Origin of the sequence: Pseudomonas sp. NY5710 (assembly GCF_013305665.1) — a bacterium.
GTDB classification, from domain to species: domain Bacteria; phylum Pseudomonadota; class Gammaproteobacteria; order Pseudomonadales; family Pseudomonadaceae; genus Aquipseudomonas; species Aquipseudomonas juntendi.
Map to the genome: position 1 here is coordinate 1,223,293 of NZ_CP045554.1, position 19,344 is coordinate 1,242,636.

Consider the following 19,344-nt stretch of genomic DNA (forward strand, 5'->3'; position numbering starts at 1 on the left):
CCATGCTCGACCGCCATTCGCTGTTCTGGAAACTGGCCATCCTGCTGGTCGGCTTCTGCCTGCTGATGATCGGCCTCAGCTACACCTGGGGCCAGCGCATGGAGCTGCAGAGCGCCTTCTTGTCGGAGCCGGCGCGCCAGACTTTGCGCGGCTATGCCAGCGAGGCCGAGCAGGCCTGGCGCAGCCGTGGTCGAGCCGGGCTGGACCAGTGGGTGGCGGCCATGCACCAGCGTGAACACGGCTGGGTGGGTGTGCTCGATATGAACCTCAAACCGCTCGACAGCGCGGCCCTCAACCCGCAGATCATGCAGCGCCTGACCCGCCTGCGCGGGGTCGATTGGCCGATGAGCCGGCGCAGCGCCGAGCAACCGTGGCTACGCATCCCGTTCCCCGGTGCGCCCGAGCAGGGCATGCTGGTGGTCGAACTGCCCAAGCGCTTCAACCCGGACCAGCGCCGCGTGCTGTGGCGCATCATCACCAACGGCATCATCCCGGGCCTGTTCACCTTGCTGCTGTGCGTGGGCCTGTACCGCATGCTGATCGTGCCGTTGAACCAACTGCGCGAGCAGGCCCGGGCCTGGCGTGCCGACCAGCTTTCGGCTCGCCTTGATTCGCGGCTCATCGCCCGGCACGACGAGCTGGGGGAACTGGCCCGCGCCTTCGACCAGATGGCCGAGCGCCTCCAGGGCACCGTCACCCTGCAACAACAGCTGCTGCGCGACCTGTCCCATGAAATGCGCACCCCCCTGAGCCGTTTGCGCGTGGCTTGCGACGGGGAAACCGATATGCAACGCCTGCGCGAGCGCCTCGGCCGGGAACTGGACGGCATGCAGCAACTGGTCGAGCAGACCCTGCAACTGGCCTGGCAGGACGCCGAGCGTGCGCCGATGAACCTGGAGCCGATCGAGGTTCAGGCCTTGTGGGACCTGCTGGCCGAGAATGCCTGCTATGAAAGTGGCTGGGCGCCCACGCGGCTGCGGTGCGAAGTACCAGGCGGTTGCTGGGTGCAGGGCAACCTCAACCACCTGGCCCAGGCCCTGGAGAACCTGCTGCGCAATGCCATTCGGTATTCGCCGGCCGACGGTGTCGTGCGCTTGGGTGGGCAACGTGAAGGTGGCTACTGGTGCCTGTGGCTGGAAGACGAGGGCGGTGGCGTTGGCGACGATGAGCTGGAGCGGATTTTCGCGCCGTTCTTGCGGCTGGACGGTTCGCGGCCCGGCGTGGGTGGCTTTGGCCTGGGGCTGAGCATTGCCCGCAGCGCCATCCAGCGCCAGGGTGGCACGCTGTGGGCGCAGAACGGCAAGCGTGGTTTACGCCTGTGCATGAGGTTGCCGGTGCAGCAGCCCCCGTCATATAGCCTGTAGCTATATCCACTACAGATTGCGTGATATGGCCGGGAAGGGTTTGCCGGTATGATAGGCGCCCCTGCCGTCCGGATTGTGAAATACGCCATGACCTTGCAGTACCCAACCATCGCCGATTGCGTCGGCAATACGCCACTGGTTCGCCTGCAGCGCATTGCTGGCCAAACCAGCAATACCCTCCTGCTCAAGCTCGAAGGTAACAATCCCGCCGGCTCGGTGAAGGACCGCCCGGCCCTGTCGATGATCACCCGCGCCGAACTGCGTGGCCAGATCAAGCCCGGTGACACCCTGATCGAAGCCACCTCCGGCAACACCGGCATCGCCTTGGCGATGGCGGCGGCGATCAAGGGCTACAAGATGATCCTGATCATGCCAGACAACTCCACCGCTGAGCGCAAGGCGGCCATGACCGCCTACGGCGCCGAGCTGCTTCTTGTGACCAAGGAAGAGGGCATGGAAGGTGCCCGCGACCTGGCCGATAAGCTGCAGCGTGAAGGCCGCGGCCTGGTGCTGGACCAGTTCGCCAACGGCGACAACCCGGTGGCCCACTACAACAGTACCGGCCCGGAGATCTGGCAGCAGACCCACGGCAGCATCACCCATTTCGTCAGCTCCATGGGGACCACCGGCACCATTATGGGCTGCTCGCAGTACCTCAAGGAACAAAACCCTGCGGTGCAGATCATCGGCCTGCAACCGATGGAAGGTTCGGCCATCCCGGGTATCCGCCGTTGGCCGCAGGAGTACCTGCCGAAGATCTTCGACGCCACGCGCGTAGACCGCGTGGTCGACATGTCGCAGCAGGAAGCCGAAGACACCACCCGCCGCCTTGCCCGCGAAGAGGGCATTTTCTGCGGCGTGTCTTCCGGTGGTGCGGTTGCCGCCATGCTGCGCCTGTCCCGTGAGGTGGAAGATGCGGTAATGGTGGCGATCATTTGCGACCGCGGTGACCGCTACCTGTCCACCGGCCTGTTCGATCCCAGCTAAATGGCCAAGAAAAAAACCAACAGCGGCCTGCGCTTCCAGCCGGCCGGCGGTAGCCGCAGCCCCCAGGTCCCCGTGGGCAAGAAGCAGCGCCTGGACATCGAGCGCCTGGCCGGCGACGGCCGCGGCATTGCCTTCCATGAAGGGCGTACCTGGTTCGTCAGTGGCGCCCTGGCCGGTGAGGCTGTGGAAGCGCGGGTGCTCAATGCGCGCGGCAAGGTGGTCGAGGCCCGCCTGGAGCGTGTGCTGCAGGCCAGCCCCGAGCGCCGTGAAGCCCCCTGTCGCCATTACAGCCGCTGTGGTGGCTGCACCCTTCAGCACCTGCCGCACGAGGCGCAACTGGCGCTGAAGCAGCGGACCTTGGCCGAACAACTGCAACGGGTGGCCGGTGTGCAGCCCGACGCCTGGGCGCCACCGCTCAGCGGGCCAGCGTTCGGCTACCGGCGCCGTGCTCGCGTGGCGGTGCGCTGGGACGTCAAGGCGCGTGAGCTGCAGGTCGGCTTCCGTGCCGAAGCCAGCCAGGACATCATCGCCATCGACGATTGCCCGGTGCTGGTACAGCCCTTGCAGTCGATTCTGCGCCACCTGCCGACCGTGCTGCGTTCGCTGGACAAACCGCAGGCCCTGGGCCATGTGGAGCTGTTCAGCGGCTCTGCGCAAGCGCTGCTGGTGCGCCATGTGGCGCCATTGCCGGCGCAGGACCTGGCCCGGTTGCAGGCGTTCTGCGAGCAGGCCAACGCGCAGTTATGGCTGCAAGGCGAAGCTGAACCGGCGCCCGTCGAACCTGCGGCACCATTGGGCTTTGCCCTGGCGCCGTGGCAGCTTGAGCTGGCCTGGCGCCCTGGCGACTTCGTGCAGGTCAACGCCCAGGTCAATACGGCGATGATCGAGCAGGCGCTGGCCTGGCTTGCGCCGCAGGCCGATGAGCGGGTGCTCGACCTGTTCTGCGGCCTGGGCAACTTCGCCCTGCCGCTGGCACGCCAGGCGCGTGAAGTGGTGGCAGTGGAAGGTGTGCAGGCCATGGTCGATCGGGCCGCGGCCAACGCCAGAAACAACAATGTGCATAACGCACGGTTTTTTCAGGCCGATTTATCGCAGCCATTGGCCGGCACCGGATGGGCCGCCGAGGGCTTTTCTGCGGTACTCTTGGACCCACCGCGCGACGGTGCTTACGAGGTGGTGCAAGGCATCGCCCGCCTCAAGGCCAGCAGGCTGGTCTATGTATCGTGCAACCCGGCCACACTGGCGCGAGACGCCCAGGTGCTGGCCGGCCAGGGGTACCGGTTAACACGGGCCGGGATTCTCGACATGTTTCCTCAAACGGCGCATGTCGAGGCCATGGCGTTATTCGAAGCGGGCTAGCTGACTGGCCCCTTGGTGCGGCCGCCACGGAAGGGTGGTCGTACGGTGATCGCCAGCGCCGCCGTGAGTGCAGCGCTGTATGGAAAGGTAAAACAAGATGGTACAGGTGAGAGTGCACCAGCCGGTCAACACGGACGGCAGTATCAATCTCGATGCATGGCTGGACCATGTGGTAAGTGTCGATTCGGCACTGGATCGCGCAGCGCTGAAAGAAGCCTGCGAGTTTGCTCACGAGGTCGAAAAAAAGGGCAACCCCGCCAAGCATTCCTGGGCGGACGGCACGTCCAGCTTTCAGGCAGGGCTGGAAATTGCCGAAATCCTCGCCGACCTCAAGCTCGACCAGGATTCGCTGGTGGCCGCGGTCATCTACCGTTCGGTGCGCGAGGGGAAGGTCACGCTGGCCGAGGTCAGCCAGCGCTTTGGGCCGGTGGTCTCGAAGCTGATCGACGGCGTGCTGCGCATGGCCGCCATCAGCGCCAGCCTCAGCCCGCGGCAGTCGCTGGTATTGGGCTCGCAGGCGCAGGTCGAAAACCTGCGCAAGATGCTTGTGGCCATGGTCGACGACGTACGCGTGGCGCTGATCAAGCTGGCCGAGCGGACCTGCGCCATCCGTGCGGTCAAGGCGGCCGACGATGAGAAACGCCTGCGCGTCGCGCGTGAGGTGTTCGACATCTATGCGCCGTTGGCGCACCGCCTGGGTATCGGCCATATCAAGTGGGAGCTGGAGGATTTGTCCTTCCGCTACCTGGAGCCCGAGCAGTACAAACAGATCGCCAAGTTGCTGCACGAGCGCCGGCTGGACCGCGAGCGGTTCATCAGCGACGTGATGAACCAGTTGCAGAACGAACTGCTGGCCACCGGGGTGAAAGCCGACATCAGCGGCCGGGCAAAACACATCTATTCGATCTGGCGCAAGATGAAGCGCAAAGGCCTGGAATTCAGCCAGATCTATGACGTGCGCGCAGTGCGTGTGCTGGTGCCGGAAATTCGCGACTGCTATACCGCACTGGGCATCGTCCACACCTTGTGGCGGCACATCCCCAAAGAGTTCGATGACTACATCGCCAACCCCAAGGAGAACGGCTATCGCTCGTTGCACACGGCGGTAATCGGGCCTGAGGGCAAGGTGCTGGAAGTGCAGATCCGTACCCACGGCATGCATGAGGAAGCCGAGCTTGGCGTGTGCGCCCACTGGCGCTACAAAGGCACCGACGTCAAGCCCAGCTCCAACCACTACGAAGAAAAGATCTCCTGGCTGCGCCAGGTGCTGGAATGGCACGAAGAGCTGGGCGACATCGGTGGCCTGGCCGAGCAACTGCGGGTCGACATCGAGCCGGACCGGGTTTATGTGTTTACCCCGGACGGGCATGCCATCGACCTGCCCAAGGGTGCGACCCCGCTGGACTTCGCCTACCGCGTGCACACGGAAATCGGCCACAACTGCCGCGGCGCCAAGATCAACGGCCGGATCGTGCCGCTGAACTATAGCCTGCAAACGGGCGAACAGGTCGAGATCATCACCAGCAAGCACGGCAACCCGAGCCGCGACTGGTTGAACTCCAACCTGGGCTATGTCACCACGTCGCGGGCACGGGCCAAGATCGTGCACTGGTTCAAGCTGCAGGCGCGCGACCAGAACGTGGCCGCTGGCAAGACCTTGCTCGAACGGGAGCTCAGCCGCCTGGGCCTGCCGCAGGTGGACTTCGAGCGCCTGGCGGAGAAAACCAACGTCAAGACCGCCGAAGACATGTTCGCTTCGCTCGGTGCTGGCGACCTGCGCCTGGCGCACCTGGTCAACGCAGCCCAGCAGTTGCTGGAGCCCGAGCGTATCGAGCAGATCGAACTGGTGCCGCGCAAGCCTGCCGGGCCGCGTACCGGCAAGCGTGGCGACATTCAGATCCAGGGGGTTGGCAACCTGCTGACGCAGATGGCCGGCTGCTGCCAGCCACTGCCGGGCGATGCCATCGTCGGTTACATCACGCAAGGCCGTGGCGTGAGCATTCACCGCCAGGATTGCGCCTCGGTGCTGCAACTGGCAGGCAAGGAACCGGAGCGCATGATCCAGGTGAGCTGGGGGCCGATACCGGTGCAGACCTACCCGGTCGACATCGTCATTCGTGCCTACGACCGCCCGGGGTTGCTGCGTGATGTGTCGCAGGTGCTACTGAACGAGAAGATCAACGTGCTGGCGGTGAACACCCGCTCGAACAAGGAAGACAACACCGCGCTGATGTCGCTGACCATCGAAATTCCAGGCCTGGACGCGCTGGGGCGGTTGTTGGGGCGCATCTCGCAGTTGCCGAACATCATCGAGACGCGGCGTAATCGTACCCCTTGAGACCGCGGCGCCTGCTTCGCGGGCTTGCCCGCTCCCACAGGTACGGTGCAGGTTTCGAAACCTGCACCCATCCTGTGGCAGCGGGCAAGCCCGCGAAGAAGCCACCACCGAAGGACCTGCCTGAATGACCTACACCCTCGAAGACCTGCTGCACCTCATGGCCCGCCTGCGTGACCCGCAGTACGGTTGCCCATGGGACCTGCAGCAGAACTACGCGAGCATCGTCCCGCATACCCTCGAAGAGGCCTACGAAGTCGCCGACACCATCGAGCGCGGTGACTTCGAGCACCTGCAAGGTGAGCTGGGCGACTTGCTGTTCCAGGTGGTCTACTACAGCCAGCTGGCCAGGGAGGAGGGGCGTTTCGAGTTCGATGGCGTGGTCGACAGCATCACCCGCAAGCTCATTCGGCGCCACCCGCATGTGTTCCCCACGGGTGAGCTGTATGCGCCGCTGGACATCCCCCGCTTGAGCGAGGCCCAAGTCAAGTCACGCTGGGAAGAAATCAAGGCCCAGGAGCGGGCGGAAAAAAGCCTGCCCGAGCAGTTGTCTCTGCTCGACGACGTACCCACGACCTTGCCGGCGCTGTCGCGGGCGGCCAAACTGCAAAAGCGTGCGGCCACGGTCGGCTTCGACTGGCCGGCGGCGCTGCCGGTGCTGGATAAAGTCCGTGAAGAACTGGACGAAGTGCTGCAGGCCATGGCCGATGGCGATGCCGATGCGCTCGAAGATGAGGTCGGTGACCTGCTGTTCGCTGCCGTGAACCTGGCGCGCCACCTCAAGCAAGACCCGGAACATGCCCTGCGCCGCGCCAATCGCAAGTTCGAGCGCCGTTTCCGCTTTATCGAACAGGCATTGCGCGACAGCGGTCGCCCTATTGAAGCGTGTAACCTTGACGAGCTGGACGCCCTCTGGGGCGAAGCCAAGCGTCAGGAAAAGAACCTGCCCAGCTGCGGCTGAGCTGTTGCATAAGTGAGTGAACATTCATGAGCCTTTCCCTTCGCGACCAATTGCTCAAAGCCGGTCTGGTCAACCAGAAACAGGTCTCGCAGACCAATAAAGCTGAAAAGAAACAGAAGCGCATGGAGCACAAAGGCCAGGTCGACGTCGACGACAGCCAGCAGCGTTTGGCCAAGGAAGCCATGGCCGAAAAGGTCAAGCGCGACCAGGAGCTGAACCGCCAGCAGCAGGAAAAGGCGGAGCAGAAGGCCCGTGCCGCACAGATCAAGCAACTGATCGAAGCCACGCGCCTGCCCAAGCTGAGCACCGATGACTATTACAACTTCGTTGACGACAAGAAGGTCAAGCGTATCGCCGTCAACGCGCTGATGCGTACCAAGCTGAGCAACGGTGCGCTGGCAGTGGTGGCCCATGCCGGTGGTTACGAGGTGATCCCGCGCGAAGCAGCGGTGAAGATCCAGGAGCGCGACCCCAGCCGTATCCTGTTGCTTAACACCCATGTCGAGGAAGCGGACGAAGATGACCCGTACGCGGCCTACAAGATCCCTGACGATCTGATGTGGTAAACACGAAAAACCCCGCTTCGGCGGGGTTTTTCATGACGAATGGGGTCATTGCGTGGTGCGCTGGTTTTCCAGGTTCTCGAGCTCTGCCCGGTACTGGTGGGCCTCGTGTTCATTGTGGAACATGCCGACCAGTTGACCTTGCTGGTGCACATCCCAGATGCGTACGCCAGCGGCCACGCCTTCGTGGGACATTTTCGATTCGTCGCGTTCGGTTACTTGGACTGTCATCGTTAAACTCCACTTCTTGAGAGGGCTGCGACACTCTGTCGCACACCTTCTTTATAGAGTTTGTTAGCAGCCTAAGTAAATAAAACGGGCATGAAACAAGTTTCATGAAGGCTCAAAGGTGTAGTGCCTGGGCTGGCCCTATCGCCGGCAAGCCAGCTCCCACAGGGACCTCCTGGAGCCTGAGCCTTGCATAGAACCTGTGGGAGCTGGCTTGCCAGCGATAGGGCCAGTACGGGCCACCCAGAAACCCGGGTACAAAAAAGCCCCGCACTAGGCGGGGCTATTGGATGTCACTGGCAACGCTGGCTCAGTTACCCTTCACCGGCTTGCCATCGACCGTACCATCCTGCAGCACGATCACATACTCCTTGCCATCGGTCTCCACCTGGCGCAGTTGCACCAGCAGGTAGTCCCAGTTCTTGGCAAACCACAGCTCGGTGATGCGCTTGCTCTGGCTTGGATCGCGCACGCGCTCGACCTTCACCGCATCGACCTGGCCAGTCTTGGTGGTGACTTTTTCAGTGCCCAGCACGCGGAAGTCGTAATTGTCGATCTCGTCGCCATCGACTACCTGGTAAGTCATGCTCTTCTTGCCTGCCGCCACGTCATGCTGCAAGGCCAGCTGGTAGGAAGACTTGTCCAGTACGCCGCGGTTAAGCGGCAGGGTAATGGCGTCGCCCCGGTCGCTACCGGTGATCTTCTTGGTGTTCCAGTCGAAGTTCAGGTCGACCTTCTTGGCCTTGCCCAGGCCGCCACGCTCGAAGTGATACTTCTGGGGCAGCAGGGTGTCGTTTTCCAGGCGCAGGGTGCTTTGCTCGGTCAGGCTGGCGATCATCATGGAAGCCTTGAAGTTAAGGTCCCAGGTACCGTTGGCATTTTTGACCAGGCTGCGCTCGGCGGTGCCGCTCATGGGCAGCTGCTTCCAGTCGGCGGTGTAGCTGGCCGAGAAGGGCTTCAGATCAGCTGCCTGGAGCGGCAGGGCGAGCACGGCGAGAGCCAAGAGCAGGGCACGACGCATAAGTTCTCCTAGGATCGAATCAAGTGACCGCTGGCCGCCAGCGGCTGGCCGTCCAGTAATGCACCCTGTTCAGCAAGGCGCAAGCGGCCGTCGGCAAACCAGCGCACTGCCAGCGGGTAGATCAGGTGTTCCTGCTGGTGAACCCGGTGGGCCAGGCTTTCGACGGTGTCGTCTGGCGCCACCGGCACTACTGCCTGTACGACCAGTGGGCCGCCATCGAGTTCCTCAGTCACGAAGTGTACGCTGCAGCCATGCTCGGCGTCGCCTGCCTCCAGCGCCCGGCGGTGGGTATGCAGGCCTTTGTACTTGGGCAGCAACGACGGGTGGATATTGAGCAGGCGGCCCTGATAGTGGCGCACGAAGTCGCCACTGAGGATGCGCATGAACCCGGCCAGCACCACCAGGTCCGGGGCAAAGCCGTCGATGCACGCCATCAGCGCTGCATCGAAGGCTTCACGGCCGTCGAACCGGGTGTGGTCAAGCAGGGCGCTTTCAATGCCGGCGGCTGCGGCGCGTTGCAGGCCGAAGGCATCGGCGCGGTTGGAGACCACCGCACGAATGCGCACCGGGCTGTCCTGGCCTTGGCAACTGTCGATCATGGCTTGCAGGTTGCTGCCGGAACCCGACAGCAGTACCACTACATTGCAGGTCTTGCTCGGCATCAGTGTGCCTTGAGGTTCTGCAGCTCGACCTGGGCGGCGCCTTCGGCGGCTTCGGCGATGTGGCCGATGACCCATGGCTGTTCACCGGCGGCGCGCAGTTCGTTCAGGGCCGCTTCGACCTGGTCCTGGGCCACGCAGATGACCATGCCAACGCCGCAGTTCAATACGCGGTGCATTTCGTGCTCGTCGACGTTGCCTTTTTCCTGCAGGAAATCGAACACCGCCGGGCGCTGCCAGCTGGCCACGTCTACCACGGCCTGAGCGTTTTTCGGCAGTACGCGCGGGATGTTGTCGAGCAGGCCGCCACCGGTGATGTGGGCCATGGCTTTGACCGCGCCGGTGTTCTTGATCAGCTGCAGCAGCGGCTTGACGTAGATGCGGGTGGGGGCCATCAGCAGGTCGGTCAGCGGGGTGCCGCCCAGCTGGGTGTTCTCGATGTCGGTGCCCGACACTTCGAGGATCTTGCGGATCAGCGAGTAACCGTTGGAGTGCGGGCCGGAGGACGGCAGGGCGATCAGTGCATCGCCAGTGGCAACCTTGGAACCGTCGATGATGTCGGCCTTTTCCACCACGCCCACGCAGAAACCGGCCAGGTCGTAGTCTTCGCCTTCGTACATGCCAGGCATTTCGGCGGTTTCACCACCGACCAGCGAGCAGCCGGCCAGTTCGCAACCGGCACCGATGCCGGTGACCACGGTGGCCGCCACGTCGACATTGAGCTTGCCGGTGGCGTAGTAGTCGAGGAAGAACAGCGGCTCGGCGCCGCACACCACCAGGTCGTTGACGCACATGGCGACCAGGTCCTGGCCGATGCTGTCATGCTTGTTCAGGTTCAGCGCCAGGCGCAGCTTGGTGCCGACGCCGTCGGTGCCGGAGACCAGCACCGGCTGCTTGTAGCCGGCCGGGATCTCGCAAAGGGCGCCAAAGCCGCCCAGGCCACCCATGACTTCAGGGCGTGCGGTGCGTTTTGCCACGCCCTTGATGCGTTCGACCAGTGCTTCGCCGGCGTCGATGTCTACACCGGCGTCCTTGTAGCTCAGGGAGGGTTGCTTGCTCATTGATCCAGGCCTTTAGGAGGGAGGGATTCTTAAAAACGACCATGACGGCCAAGGCCGGCGGGTGAGCGACGGCTGCCTGAAACGTCAGTGGTCTGTGAAGGCGCGCGATTTTATCAGGGTTGCCGGGCAGCGGCCATCCTCAGGCCGACGGGCAGGCCGGTAAATTGCTGAAAAATGGCCCAGGGTGGTTGATGGGGTTGCATGTGTATAAGCTGCAACCAGCGAGCCTCAGGCCGCAAGAAAATGCAGCGCCGCGTTGGCGCTGCATTAAGCTTGTAGCGTGAAGCTCACGGCTTGAAGCACGACTGGACGGAATCCTCGATGCGCTTGATCTCTATTCTGGCAGCCGGTTGCCTGGCCCTTGTGTCGGCCGCCGCCATGGCTGAAAACGTCTCCGACCTTTACCAGGTGCACGAACCGCTTGCGGGGCAGGGCGCCGAAGCGCGTACAGCTGCTACCGGCAAGGCCCTCGAAACCCTCATCCTGCGCCTGACCGGTGACCCCAAGGCGGTGCAAAGCCCAGGGTTGGCGGGCCTGCGCAAAGACCCGCAGCAAATCATCAACCAAGTCGGCACCGAGGCGGGCCCGCCGGAATCGGTTGTGGTCGAGTTCGACCCGGGCAGTACCGAGCGCGCACTGCGCAAGGCTGGCCTGGCCTTGTGGGGGAGCAACCGGCCGTCGATCCTCAGCTGGTGGCTCAATGACAGTGTCGAAGGCAGCAGCCTGGTCGGTGATGGCCAGCCCAGTGCCCAGCCACTGCGGCGTGCCGCACAGCACCGCGGCTTGCCGCTGCGCCTGCCGCTGGCCGACCTGCAGGAGCAATTGGTAGCCAATGCCAAGCAACTCGAAGGCAGCGACCCGGCGCCGCTGCGCGAGGCCGCCGAGCGTTACGGCGCCGACGCCATGCTGGCGGTGCATGCCCAGGAAGCCGATGGCAAGTGGCAAGGTAAATGGCAGCTGTGGCTGGGTGACCAGCGCGAGCAGGGCACCGCCGAGGGCGCCGACCAGGCCGCACTGGCCGATGCCGTGATGCTGGCGGTGGGCAGCCGCCTTGCACCGCGTTATGTCACCCGGCCAGGGGCCAGCAGCCAGTTGCAGGTGCAGGTGCAGGGAATGAACCTGCAGCGCTACGCCGAGTTGGCTCGGGTGCTGGAACCCTATGGCCCACGCTTGCAGTTGGCTGATGGCACCACCTTGACCTACGGCGTGACTGGCAACCGTGAGCAATTGCGTGCCCAGCTGGGCCTGGCCAAATTGCAGGAGCTGCCGGTGGAACAGGCCGCCGCCGTACCTGCCACGCCGGCGCCTGCCGGCGGCCAGGCCCCGGCTACCGAGCCGCAACCCGCACCCCGGCCGTTCGACGGCCTGCGTTTTCGTTGGTAAGGAGTACTGACATTGACTGACCTGCGTCGCTGGATCTGGCTCGGCGCCATACTGCTGGTGGTCGTGCTGTTGTATAGCTTGCACAACATTCTCACGCCCTTTCTGATCGGTATTCTGCTGGCCTACCTGGCCGACCCGCTGGTTGATTGGCTGGAGCGCCGTGGGCTGTCGCGGACCTGGGGTGTGGTGTTGGTGTTCGCGCTGTTCACCTTGCTGTTCATGGCGTTGTTGCTGGTGCTGGTGCCAATGCTGGCCAAGCAGCTGGTGCGCCTGTACGAGCTGGCGCCGCAGATGCTTGACTGGTTGCAGCACGTGGCCTTGCCGTGGGTGCAGCAGCGGCTTGGCCTGGCCGATGGTTTCTGGAAATTCGACAAGATCAAGTCGGCTATCAGCGAGCACATGGGCCAGACCACCGACATTGTCGGGGTGGTGTTGTCGCAGGCGACTGCTTCGAGCCTGGCGCTGATCGCCTGGCTGGCCAACATGGTGATGATTCCGGTCGTGGGTTTCTACCTGCTGCGGGACTGGGATCTGATGATGGCCAAGCTGCGCAGCCTGTTGCCCCGCCAACAGGAACCCCAGATAGTCGGCCTGGCAGGCGAATGCCATGAAGTGCTGGGCGCCTTCGTTCGCGGGCAGCTGATGGTGATGGTGGCGTTGGGCATCATCTATTCGGTGGGGCTGATGCTGGTGGGCCTGGAACTGGGCCTGCTGATCGGCATGCTCGCCGGCCTGGCGGCGATCGTGCCGTACATGGGGTTCATTATCGGCATCGGCGCGGCGCTGGTGGCCGGGCTGTTCCAGTTTGGTGGCGACCTGTACCCGATGCTGGGCATTGTCGCGGTATTCGTCATCGGGCAGGCACTGGAAGGCATGGTGCTGACACCGTTGCTGGTGGGCGACCGCATCGGCTTGCACCCGGTGGCGGTAATATTCGCCATCCTTGCAGGGGGCGAGCTGTTCGGTTTTACCGGGGTATTGCTGGCGTTGCCGGTGGCGGCGGTGATCATGGTGCTGCTGCGCCACGTGCATGATCTTTATAAAGAGTCGGACATGTATGCCGGGGACGTCGACCCGGAGCTGTAACCCCGGCCACCGCGTCGCGGCTTCATGGGGCGCTGCTGCCATGGCGCAGTCTCGGGGCTTGCAGCGCAACCTGTTGATTTTGCTTGCGCTATCGGTTGCCGAGATTGTGTACCCCGCGTTGCGGGTATAGACTTTGCAGATTGTTCACCTAAGGCCCCCTGCGGTCGCATTGACCGCCCGCGAGCATGAAACCACCGATCCAGTTGCCCCTGGGTGTGCGCCTGCGCGATGACGCCACCTTCATCAACTACTATCCGGGCGCCAATGCTGCGGCATTGGGTTACGTCGAGCGGTTGTGCGAAGCCGACGCCGGCTGGACCGAAAGCCTTATCTACCTGTGGGGCAAGCAGGGTGTTGGCCGTAGCCACCTGCTGCAGGCCGCCACGCACCGTTTCCAGCAGCGCGGTGAGCCCGCGGTCTACCTGCCACTGGCGCAACTGCTCGAGCGTGGCGTAGGGCTGCTCGACTACCTGGCGCAGTATGAACTGGTCTGCATAGACGATCTGCATGTGATCGCCGGCAAGCCAGACTGGGAAGAGGCCATGTTCCACCTGTTCAACCGCCTGCGTGACAGCGGCCGACGCCTGTTGCTGGCCGCTTCGGCATCACCGCGCGAACTGCCGGTGAAATTGCCGGACCTGAAGTCGCGGCTGACCCTGGCCCTGGTGTTCCAGATGCGTGGCCTGTCCGATGAAGACAAGCTGCGTGCGCTACAACTGCGTGCCTCGCGCCGCGGCCTGCACCTCACCGACGAAGTCGGGCATTTCATCCTTACCCGTGGTGCACGCAGCATGAGTGCGCTGTTCGACCTGCTCGAGCGCCTCGACCAGGCATCGCTGCAGGCCCAACGCAAGCTCACCATCCCTTTCCTCAAGGAAACCCTCGGCTGGTAACCCCCTGAAATCCTTGGGCCAGAGCAGTAAAACGAAAAAGTCACATCTTTTTCGATAAAATTTGCAAATGGCCATGATAGAGGGCATAGTTTCCCCCTTCTAAAGGATTACAGACACGGTCGTGCCCATGCTGAAGCGCTTTGCACCCCTCGTGCCACTCGCACTCGTGACCCTGCTTTTTGGCTGTGCGGCCCAAGGCCCGGTTTCCCAGCCCCAGGATCACACCCCTGTCGCCGCTCAGGCGGCAGTTAAAACCCAAGCCTCGCCTTCGTCGGTATTCGGCGAACCGGAAGAGCTGGCTACCGAAGATGACCTCGCGTCGTTCTCCAGCAGCAAGCCTTACCAGCTGCCGGTTCTGGCCGACAGCATCCTGGAGCGCGGCATGTCGTTGATCGGCACCCGCTATCGCTTCGGCGGTACCTCGGAAAAGTCCGGCTTCGACTGCAGTGGCTTCATCGGCTACCTGTTCCGCGAAGAGGCTGGCATGACCCTGCCGCGCTCCACGCGTGAAATGATCAACGTCGATGCCCCGAAAGTGGCGCGCAACAAACTCAAGCCAGGTGACCTGCTGTTCTTCAGCACCAATGGCCGCGGTCGCGTCAGCCATGCCGGCATTTACCTGGGTGACAACCAGTTCATCCACTCCAGCAGCCGCCGCAGCGGTGGTGTGCGCATCGACAGCCTCGGTGACCGCTACTGGAGCAAGACCTTCATTGAAGCCAAGCGCGCCTTGGCCATGGCGCCGACCAACATCGCGCGCAACTGATGGCAAAATGCTGTACCCTGCCACGGCGGTGATGCTTTTTAAAAAAAGCTCGCCGCCGTGCGCATTTACAGAAAGCGTCTAATCTAATTTCTCAACTCTTTTCAGCTGCGGCGCAGCGGTCTCAGACAGGAAGTTATGGCCATGGTAAAGATGGCGCGCTTCGCATTCCTCTCCTTGGCAACCTTGCTGGCTGCCTGTTCCAGCCGTGCGCCTGCGCCGGCCCCTGTGATAAAGCCCCAGGTCACCTCCTATAGCCAGGCCAGCCCTTCGCCGGTTGCCGATGACGTGTTGATTCGTGCCATTGGTCTGGTGGGCACGCCCTACCGCTGGGGTGGCAATACGCCGGATTCTGGCTTCGATTGCAGCGGCTTGATCAAGTACGTTTACCGGGATGCCGCCGGCATCAGTCTGCCGCGCTCGACGCGGGAGATGATTGTCATGCGGGCGCCCACCGTAAACCTCAACGCGTTGCAGTCCGGTGACCTAGTGTTCTTCGCTACCAGTGGCGGCTCGCAAGTCAGCCATGCAGGTATCTACGTAGGCGACGGGCGCTTCGTGCATGCCCCTTCTACCGGTGGCACCGTGCGCCTGGACTACCTGTCCAACAGCTACTGGGCCAAAGCGTACCTGCAGGCCAAGCGGGTGATTCCACAAGGGCACCTGGCGCAGAACCCCTGATAGCCGTCGCTTGATGGCCCCGCGACCTTTCAGGTTCGAAGGGGGGGGCGGGGCTACGGCGCGGTGGCGGGTGCCTTGCTCACCCGCCAGACCACGTTGCCCACATCGTCTGCCACCAGCACCGCCCCGCGTCCATCGTTGATGACCCCGACCGGGCGCCCCTTGGCCTGGCCCTGTTCATCCAGAAAGCCGCTTAGCAGGTCCACGGGATTGCCTGCAGGTTTGCCTGCACGATCGAACGGCACGAAAATGACCTTGTAGCCACTGTGAGGCCTGCGGTTCCACGAGCCATGTTGCCCAACGAGCGCGCCGCGCTGGAATGGCGCTGGCAGCGCACCCGGTTCGGCGAACGCCAGCCCCAGCGAGGCGGTGTGTGGCCCCACGGCATAATCGGGGACCAGCGCCTGGGCTACCTTTTGCGGTGCGGGCGGTTGCACACGGCTGTCCACATGCTGGCCGTAGTAGCTGTAGGGCCAGCCATAAAAGCCGCCGTCCTTCACGGAGGTGATGTAATCGGGCACCAGGTCGCTGCCGATTTCGTCGCGTTCATTGACGGCAGTCCACAGGCTGCCGCTGTTCGGCTCCCAGGCCAGGCCGTTGGGGTTGCGCAGCCCGGTGGCGAACAGCCGGTGCTGGCCGTTGGCCGGGTTCACTTCCCAGATCGCTGCCCGCCCTTGTTCCTTGTCCATTCCGTTCTCGGCGACATTGCTGTTTGAACCTACCGTCACGTAAAGGTGTTTGCCGTCGGGGCTGGCGATCAGGTTCTTGGTCCAGTGGTGGTTCAGCGGGCCGCCGGGTAGCGCAGTCACCACCTGGCCTTTGTCGGTGATGTGTGTTGCGCCGCTTTGGTAATGAAAACGCAGCAGCTTGTCGGTGTCGGCGACGTAGAGATCCTCGCCTATCAGGGCCATGCCGAACGGTGAGTTCAGCCCTTCAATGAACGGCACCTGGGTTTCTGCCGAACCATCGTGATTCGCATCGCGCAGCAACGTGATGCGGTTGGCGCTGGGTACGCCAGCACCTGCACGCGCCATGACCTTTTTCATGGCCCAGCCGCGCAGGCCCTTGGCGTCTTCCGGCTTGGGTGGGGCATTGGTCTCGGCCACGAGGACGTCGCCGTTTGGCAGCAGGTATAGCCAGCGGGGGTGGTCGAGGCCGCTGGCGAACGCGTTTACCTGAAGTCCGGGGGCTGCCGTGGGTTTTGCATGTTCCGGCCAGCCTACTGCTGGGGCGATGTTCACGGTGGGCAGGGGCGTGCGTACGGGGGCGGGTAGCTGGGGGGAAGGGCCGGTGCCGTCGTTTACACTCAGCAGGGCGGTGTCGCCGCAGGCGGTCAGGCTGGTGGCCAGCAGCCATGGCATGAGGTGTTTCATGGGCGGCGTTCTCCGCTGCGGGCTCATGAGGGTGAGAGGTCGGCTGGGCTTGCAGGGTTCCCCATGGTTTATCGCGGTCTCTGTTCCTATGCGGTTTCAACGCCCACATTTTTGCAGAGCTTGAAATCTTGAGCGCTGGTTTTTGGTGGCGCGAAAACTCCAGCTGCGATAGCGACGCATAGTCACCTTTTCGCCCTTACGGCGAGTCACTTTTTGTCAGACGCGACAAAAAGTAACCAAAAAACGCTGCGCTCCCGTCATCCGGCCCCTGCGCTGCGCTCCGGGGTTCCCTCGCTACGGTCATGCTCCCGGGAGTACGCGCTGCAGGCCCCGTCCCTGGGGCCTCAGCGCTTGACGGGCATCCATGCCCGTCACCTCCCTGCGCATGCCCTCCGCTCGGCCTCCTGAAGTCGCGAAGATCAAGATCAAGATCAAGATCAAGATCAAGATCAAAAGCTGTGCGGGGTCTGGTTGTGTGATGCGAAACCCACGAAAGCGCAGTTGTTGCTTCTGCTTTTTGCTTTTGCTTCTAAGCGCGCGGTAGTACAGGCGACGCAGATTGCGACTTCAGGAGGCTGAGCGAAGGGCATGCGCAGGGAGGTGACGGGCATGGATGCCCGTCAAGCGCTGAGGCCCCAGGGACGGGGCCTGCAGCGCGTACTCCCGGGAGCATGCCCGTAGCGAGGGAACCCCGGAGCGTAGCGTAGGGGCCGGATGACGGGAGCGGGCGGCTTTGGTTACTTTGGCCAAGACCAAAGTAACCCGCCGTAAGGGCGGAAAAGTGACTCGGCGCCGCCGCCGCGAACGAATACCTATGCGGTTTCAACGCCCACATTTTTACAGAGCTTGAAATCTTGAGCGCTGGTTTTTGGTGGCGCGAAAAACTCCAGCTGCGATAGCGACGCATAGTCACCTTTTCGCCCTTACGGCGAGTCACTTTTTGTCAAACGCGACAAAAAGTAACCAAAAAACGCTGCGCTCCCGTCATCCGGCCCCTGCGCTGCGCTCCGGGGTTCCCTCGCTACGGTCATGCTCCCGGGAGTACGCGCTGCAGGCCCCATCCCTGGGGCCTCAGCGCTTGACGGGCATCCATGCCCGTCACCTCCCTGCGCATGCCCTCCGCTCGGCCTCCTGAAGTCGCGAAGATCAAGATCAAGATCAAGATCAAGATCAAGATCAAGATCAAGATCAAGATCAACAGCCAGATCAAAAATCTGTGCGTGGTCTGGTTGCGTGATGCGAACCCACGTAAGCGCAGCTGTTGCCTCTGCTTTTTGCTTTTGCTTCTAAGCGCGCGGTAGCACAGGCGACGCAGATTGCGACTTCAGGAGGCCGAGCGAAGGGCATGCGCAGGGAGGTGACGGGCATGGATGCCCGTCAAGCGCTGAGGCCCCAGGGACGGGGCCTGCAGCGCGTACTCCCGGGAGCATGACCGTAGCGAGGGGACCCCGGAGCGTAGCGCAGGGGCCGGATGACGGGAGCAGGCGGCTTTGGTTACTTTGGCCAAGACCAAAGTAACCCGCCGTAAGGGCGGAAAGGTGACTCGGCGCCACCTACGCGAACGAATAGCTATGCGGTGTAAACGCCCACGCCACACACTCAGAAGCTGAAACTTCAAACCCCGGCTCTGATAAGGCACAACCCCATTCGCACGCTGACCCAGTCAAGCCTGCTTCAGCAACAACGCCACCCCCGGAAAGTACTGCCCCAGTTCGTTATGCAATTTGCGGTACGCATACGGGAAGTACCAGGCCACCGCGCACGCGCTGTGTTTCTGTAAGTCGTCGACCATGTCCTGCAACTCTTCAGGGCTGGCGTGCTGGCCAGCCTTCCATGGGCTGATGAACAAAGCCCCCGCCTTCAACTGGCTGGGATAGGCCACCTGCCGGGCGCGCACGGCGGTTTCCTGCAGTGCAGCTGCCATGTCCAGTTTGGCCAGCCTTGGCCACCGCTGACCCACGCTCAGGTACAGCACGTGGTCAGCACTGCTGATCGACAGATCGCAGCGCCCCTCATGCTCACCTTCATCGCGCTGCTTCTTGCCGGCAAACTGCTGTAACGCCGCCAGCTCAGCCTCCCACGCCGCGGCTGCCAGCACCCCGGCATTGGCAACCGCCCCGTGCCAGTAAGGTGCCTCGCCATCGCCGTAAAACTGGTTGCAGCGGTCAATGCAGTCGACCCAGCGTTCCAGCACCGGGCCAAGGAATTCCAGGTTTGAATTGTTAATGAGATGGCCTCGCATGCTGCACTCTCCTTGTGTAATTGTGGTGACGTACAGTCAAGCGTGATGGCTATGTGATATCAGTGTGGCACAGCCAGCAGAATTGGCCAGCGTCGCCGCCTCGATTGACGCTCCCGGTACAACCCTCTAACCTTCGCGCGTGTTTCAGGTGCCCTGCCAGCCCCGACTGGGCAGGGTGAAACTGGGAAGCCGGTGGGCGCCAGCATGGCGCGAGTCCGGCGCTGCCCCCGCAACGGTAGGTGAGTCGCGGCCGCGCAGGGCCACTGGGTGTTTACCCGGGAAGGCGCGCAGGCCAGGGCCAAGGCCCCCTCACAAGCCCGGAGACCGGCCTGATATCTGCCAACGGCATCACGGAGGGTGATGCGCGGTGCACCGTGGCCCCTTG

General features: G+C 63.1%; 18 protein-coding genes and 1 riboswitch. Of the genes, 12 read left to right on the forward strand and 6 right to left on the reverse strand.

Translation table 11 applies throughout. The features are described 5' to 3' along the window. The first annotated feature begins 2 nt into the window (after nucleotides 1-2). The 6 genes from GEV39_RS05550 (at nucleotide 3) to GEV39_RS05575 (ending at nucleotide 7,572) form a co-directional block, all read left to right on the forward strand. On the forward strand, nucleotides 3-1,364 hold the full coding sequence (locus tag GEV39_RS05550; protein ID WP_173887818.1) for a sensor histidine kinase: 1,362 nt from the start codon (nucleotides 3-5) through the stop codon (nucleotides 1,362-1,364). An 87-nt stretch (nucleotides 1,365-1,451) separates the two neighbouring features. Next, nucleotides 1,452-2,351, forward strand: a complete 900-nt coding sequence (gene cysM, locus GEV39_RS05555) for a cysteine synthase CysM (protein WP_173887819.1) — start codon at nucleotides 1,452-1,454, stop codon at nucleotides 2,349-2,351. Then, nucleotides 2,352-3,710 carry a 23S rRNA (uracil(1939)-C(5))-methyltransferase RlmD gene (gene rlmD, locus GEV39_RS05560; RefSeq protein ID WP_173887820.1) on the forward strand — a complete coding sequence of 453 codons (1,359 nt, stop codon included), beginning with the start codon at nucleotides 2,352-2,354 and terminating at the stop codon, nucleotides 3,708-3,710. 97 nt (nucleotides 3,711-3,807) lie between these two features. After that, nucleotides 3,808-6,048 (forward strand): GTP diphosphokinase, encoded by a 2,241-nt coding sequence (relA, locus tag GEV39_RS05565; protein WP_173887821.1) that lies wholly within the window; start codon nucleotides 3,808-3,810, stop codon nucleotides 6,046-6,048. Nucleotides 6,049-6,172: 124 nt separating this feature from the next. Then, entirely contained in the window at nucleotides 6,173-7,006 is an 834-nt protein-coding gene (mazG, locus tag GEV39_RS05570) for a nucleoside triphosphate pyrophosphohydrolase (RefSeq protein WP_173887822.1), read from the forward strand. Between the two features lie 26 nt (nucleotides 7,007-7,032). After that, complete coding sequence (locus GEV39_RS05575) at nucleotides 7,033-7,572, forward strand: DUF2058 domain-containing protein (protein WP_173887823.1); 540 nt, start codon at nucleotides 7,033-7,035, stop codon at nucleotides 7,570-7,572. Nucleotides 7,573-7,617: 45 nt separating this feature from the next. Here the strand turns inward: GEV39_RS05575 and GEV39_RS05580 are convergent, their stop codons facing one another. From GEV39_RS05580 to purM, 4 genes are all read right to left on the reverse strand, one after another. After that, entirely contained in the window at nucleotides 7,618-7,800 is a 183-nt protein-coding gene (locus GEV39_RS05580) for a hypothetical protein (RefSeq protein WP_029886605.1), read from the reverse strand. A gap of 307 nt (nucleotides 7,801-8,107) precedes the next feature. Continuing rightward, the gene (locus GEV39_RS05585) at nucleotides 8,108-8,818 is read right to left on the reverse strand and encodes a DUF3108 domain-containing protein (protein WP_029886606.1); all 711 of its coding nucleotides are present in this window, start codon (nucleotides 8,816-8,818) and stop codon (nucleotides 8,108-8,110) included. A gap of 8 nt (nucleotides 8,819-8,826) precedes the next feature. Beyond that, nucleotides 8,827-9,480, reverse strand: coding sequence for a phosphoribosylglycinamide formyltransferase (gene purN, locus GEV39_RS05590; protein ID WP_173887824.1), 654 nt, complete (start codon nucleotides 9,478-9,480; stop codon nucleotides 8,827-8,829). Beyond that, complete coding sequence (gene purM, locus GEV39_RS05595) at nucleotides 9,480-10,538, reverse strand: phosphoribosylformylglycinamidine cyclo-ligase (protein WP_173887825.1); 1,059 nt, start codon at nucleotides 10,536-10,538, stop codon at nucleotides 9,480-9,482. Before purM ends, purN begins: the two co-directional genes overlap by 1 nt. A 321-nt stretch (nucleotides 10,539-10,859) precedes the next feature. On the opposite strand from purM, the gene GEV39_RS05600 reads away from it, so the two are divergent. The 5 genes from GEV39_RS05600 to GEV39_RS05620 all read left to right on the forward strand — a co-directional run bounded on the left by GEV39_RS05600 (nucleotide 10,860) and on the right by GEV39_RS05620 (nucleotide 15,344). Beyond that, nucleotides 10,860-11,921 carry a DUF2066 domain-containing protein gene (locus tag GEV39_RS05600; RefSeq protein WP_173887826.1) on the forward strand — a complete coding sequence of 354 codons (1,062 nt, stop codon included), beginning with the start codon at nucleotides 10,860-10,862 and terminating at the stop codon, nucleotides 11,919-11,921. Between the two features lie 12 nt (nucleotides 11,922-11,933). Continuing rightward, on the forward strand, nucleotides 11,934-13,007 hold the full coding sequence (locus GEV39_RS05605; RefSeq protein ID WP_173887827.1) for an AI-2E family transporter: 1,074 nt from the start codon (nucleotides 11,934-11,936) through the stop codon (nucleotides 13,005-13,007). A 185-nt stretch (nucleotides 13,008-13,192) separates the two neighbouring features. Beyond that, on the forward strand, nucleotides 13,193-13,900 hold the full coding sequence (gene hda / locus GEV39_RS05610) for a DnaA regulatory inactivator Hda (protein ID WP_009683956.1): 708 nt from the start codon (nucleotides 13,193-13,195) through the stop codon (nucleotides 13,898-13,900). Nucleotides 13,901-14,027: 127 nt separating this feature from the next. Continuing rightward, nucleotides 14,028-14,666 (forward strand): C40 family peptidase, encoded by a 639-nt coding sequence (locus GEV39_RS05615; protein ID WP_009683957.1) that lies wholly within the window; start codon nucleotides 14,028-14,030, stop codon nucleotides 14,664-14,666. Between the two features lie 141 nt (nucleotides 14,667-14,807). Beyond that, complete coding sequence (locus GEV39_RS05620) at nucleotides 14,808-15,344, forward strand: C40 family peptidase (protein WP_173887828.1); 537 nt, start codon at nucleotides 14,808-14,810, stop codon at nucleotides 15,342-15,344. Between the two features lie 53 nt (nucleotides 15,345-15,397). On the opposite strand, the gene GEV39_RS05625 is transcribed toward GEV39_RS05620, so the two are convergent. Beyond that, nucleotides 15,398-16,717 (reverse strand): PQQ-dependent sugar dehydrogenase, encoded by a 1,320-nt coding sequence (locus GEV39_RS05625; RefSeq protein WP_173887829.1) that lies wholly within the window; start codon nucleotides 16,715-16,717, stop codon nucleotides 15,398-15,400. 1,091 nt (nucleotides 16,718-17,808) lie between these two features. Here GEV39_RS05625 and GEV39_RS05630 point away from each other — a divergent pair. Next, entirely contained in the window at nucleotides 17,809-18,018 is a 210-nt protein-coding gene (locus tag GEV39_RS05630; RefSeq protein ID WP_173887060.1) for a hypothetical protein, read from the forward strand. Nucleotides 18,019-18,380: 362 nt separating this feature from the next. On the opposite strand, the gene GEV39_RS05635 is transcribed toward GEV39_RS05630, so the two are convergent. Then, a complete protein-coding gene (locus GEV39_RS05635; protein WP_173887830.1) occupies nucleotides 18,381-18,959 on the reverse strand; it encodes a hypothetical protein in 579 nt (192 codons plus the stop codon). Nucleotides 18,960-19,088: 129 nt separating this feature from the next. After that, a riboswitch (cobalamin riboswitch) is annotated at nucleotides 19,089-19,306 on the forward strand. Nucleotides 19,307-19,344: the final 38 nt, after the last annotated feature.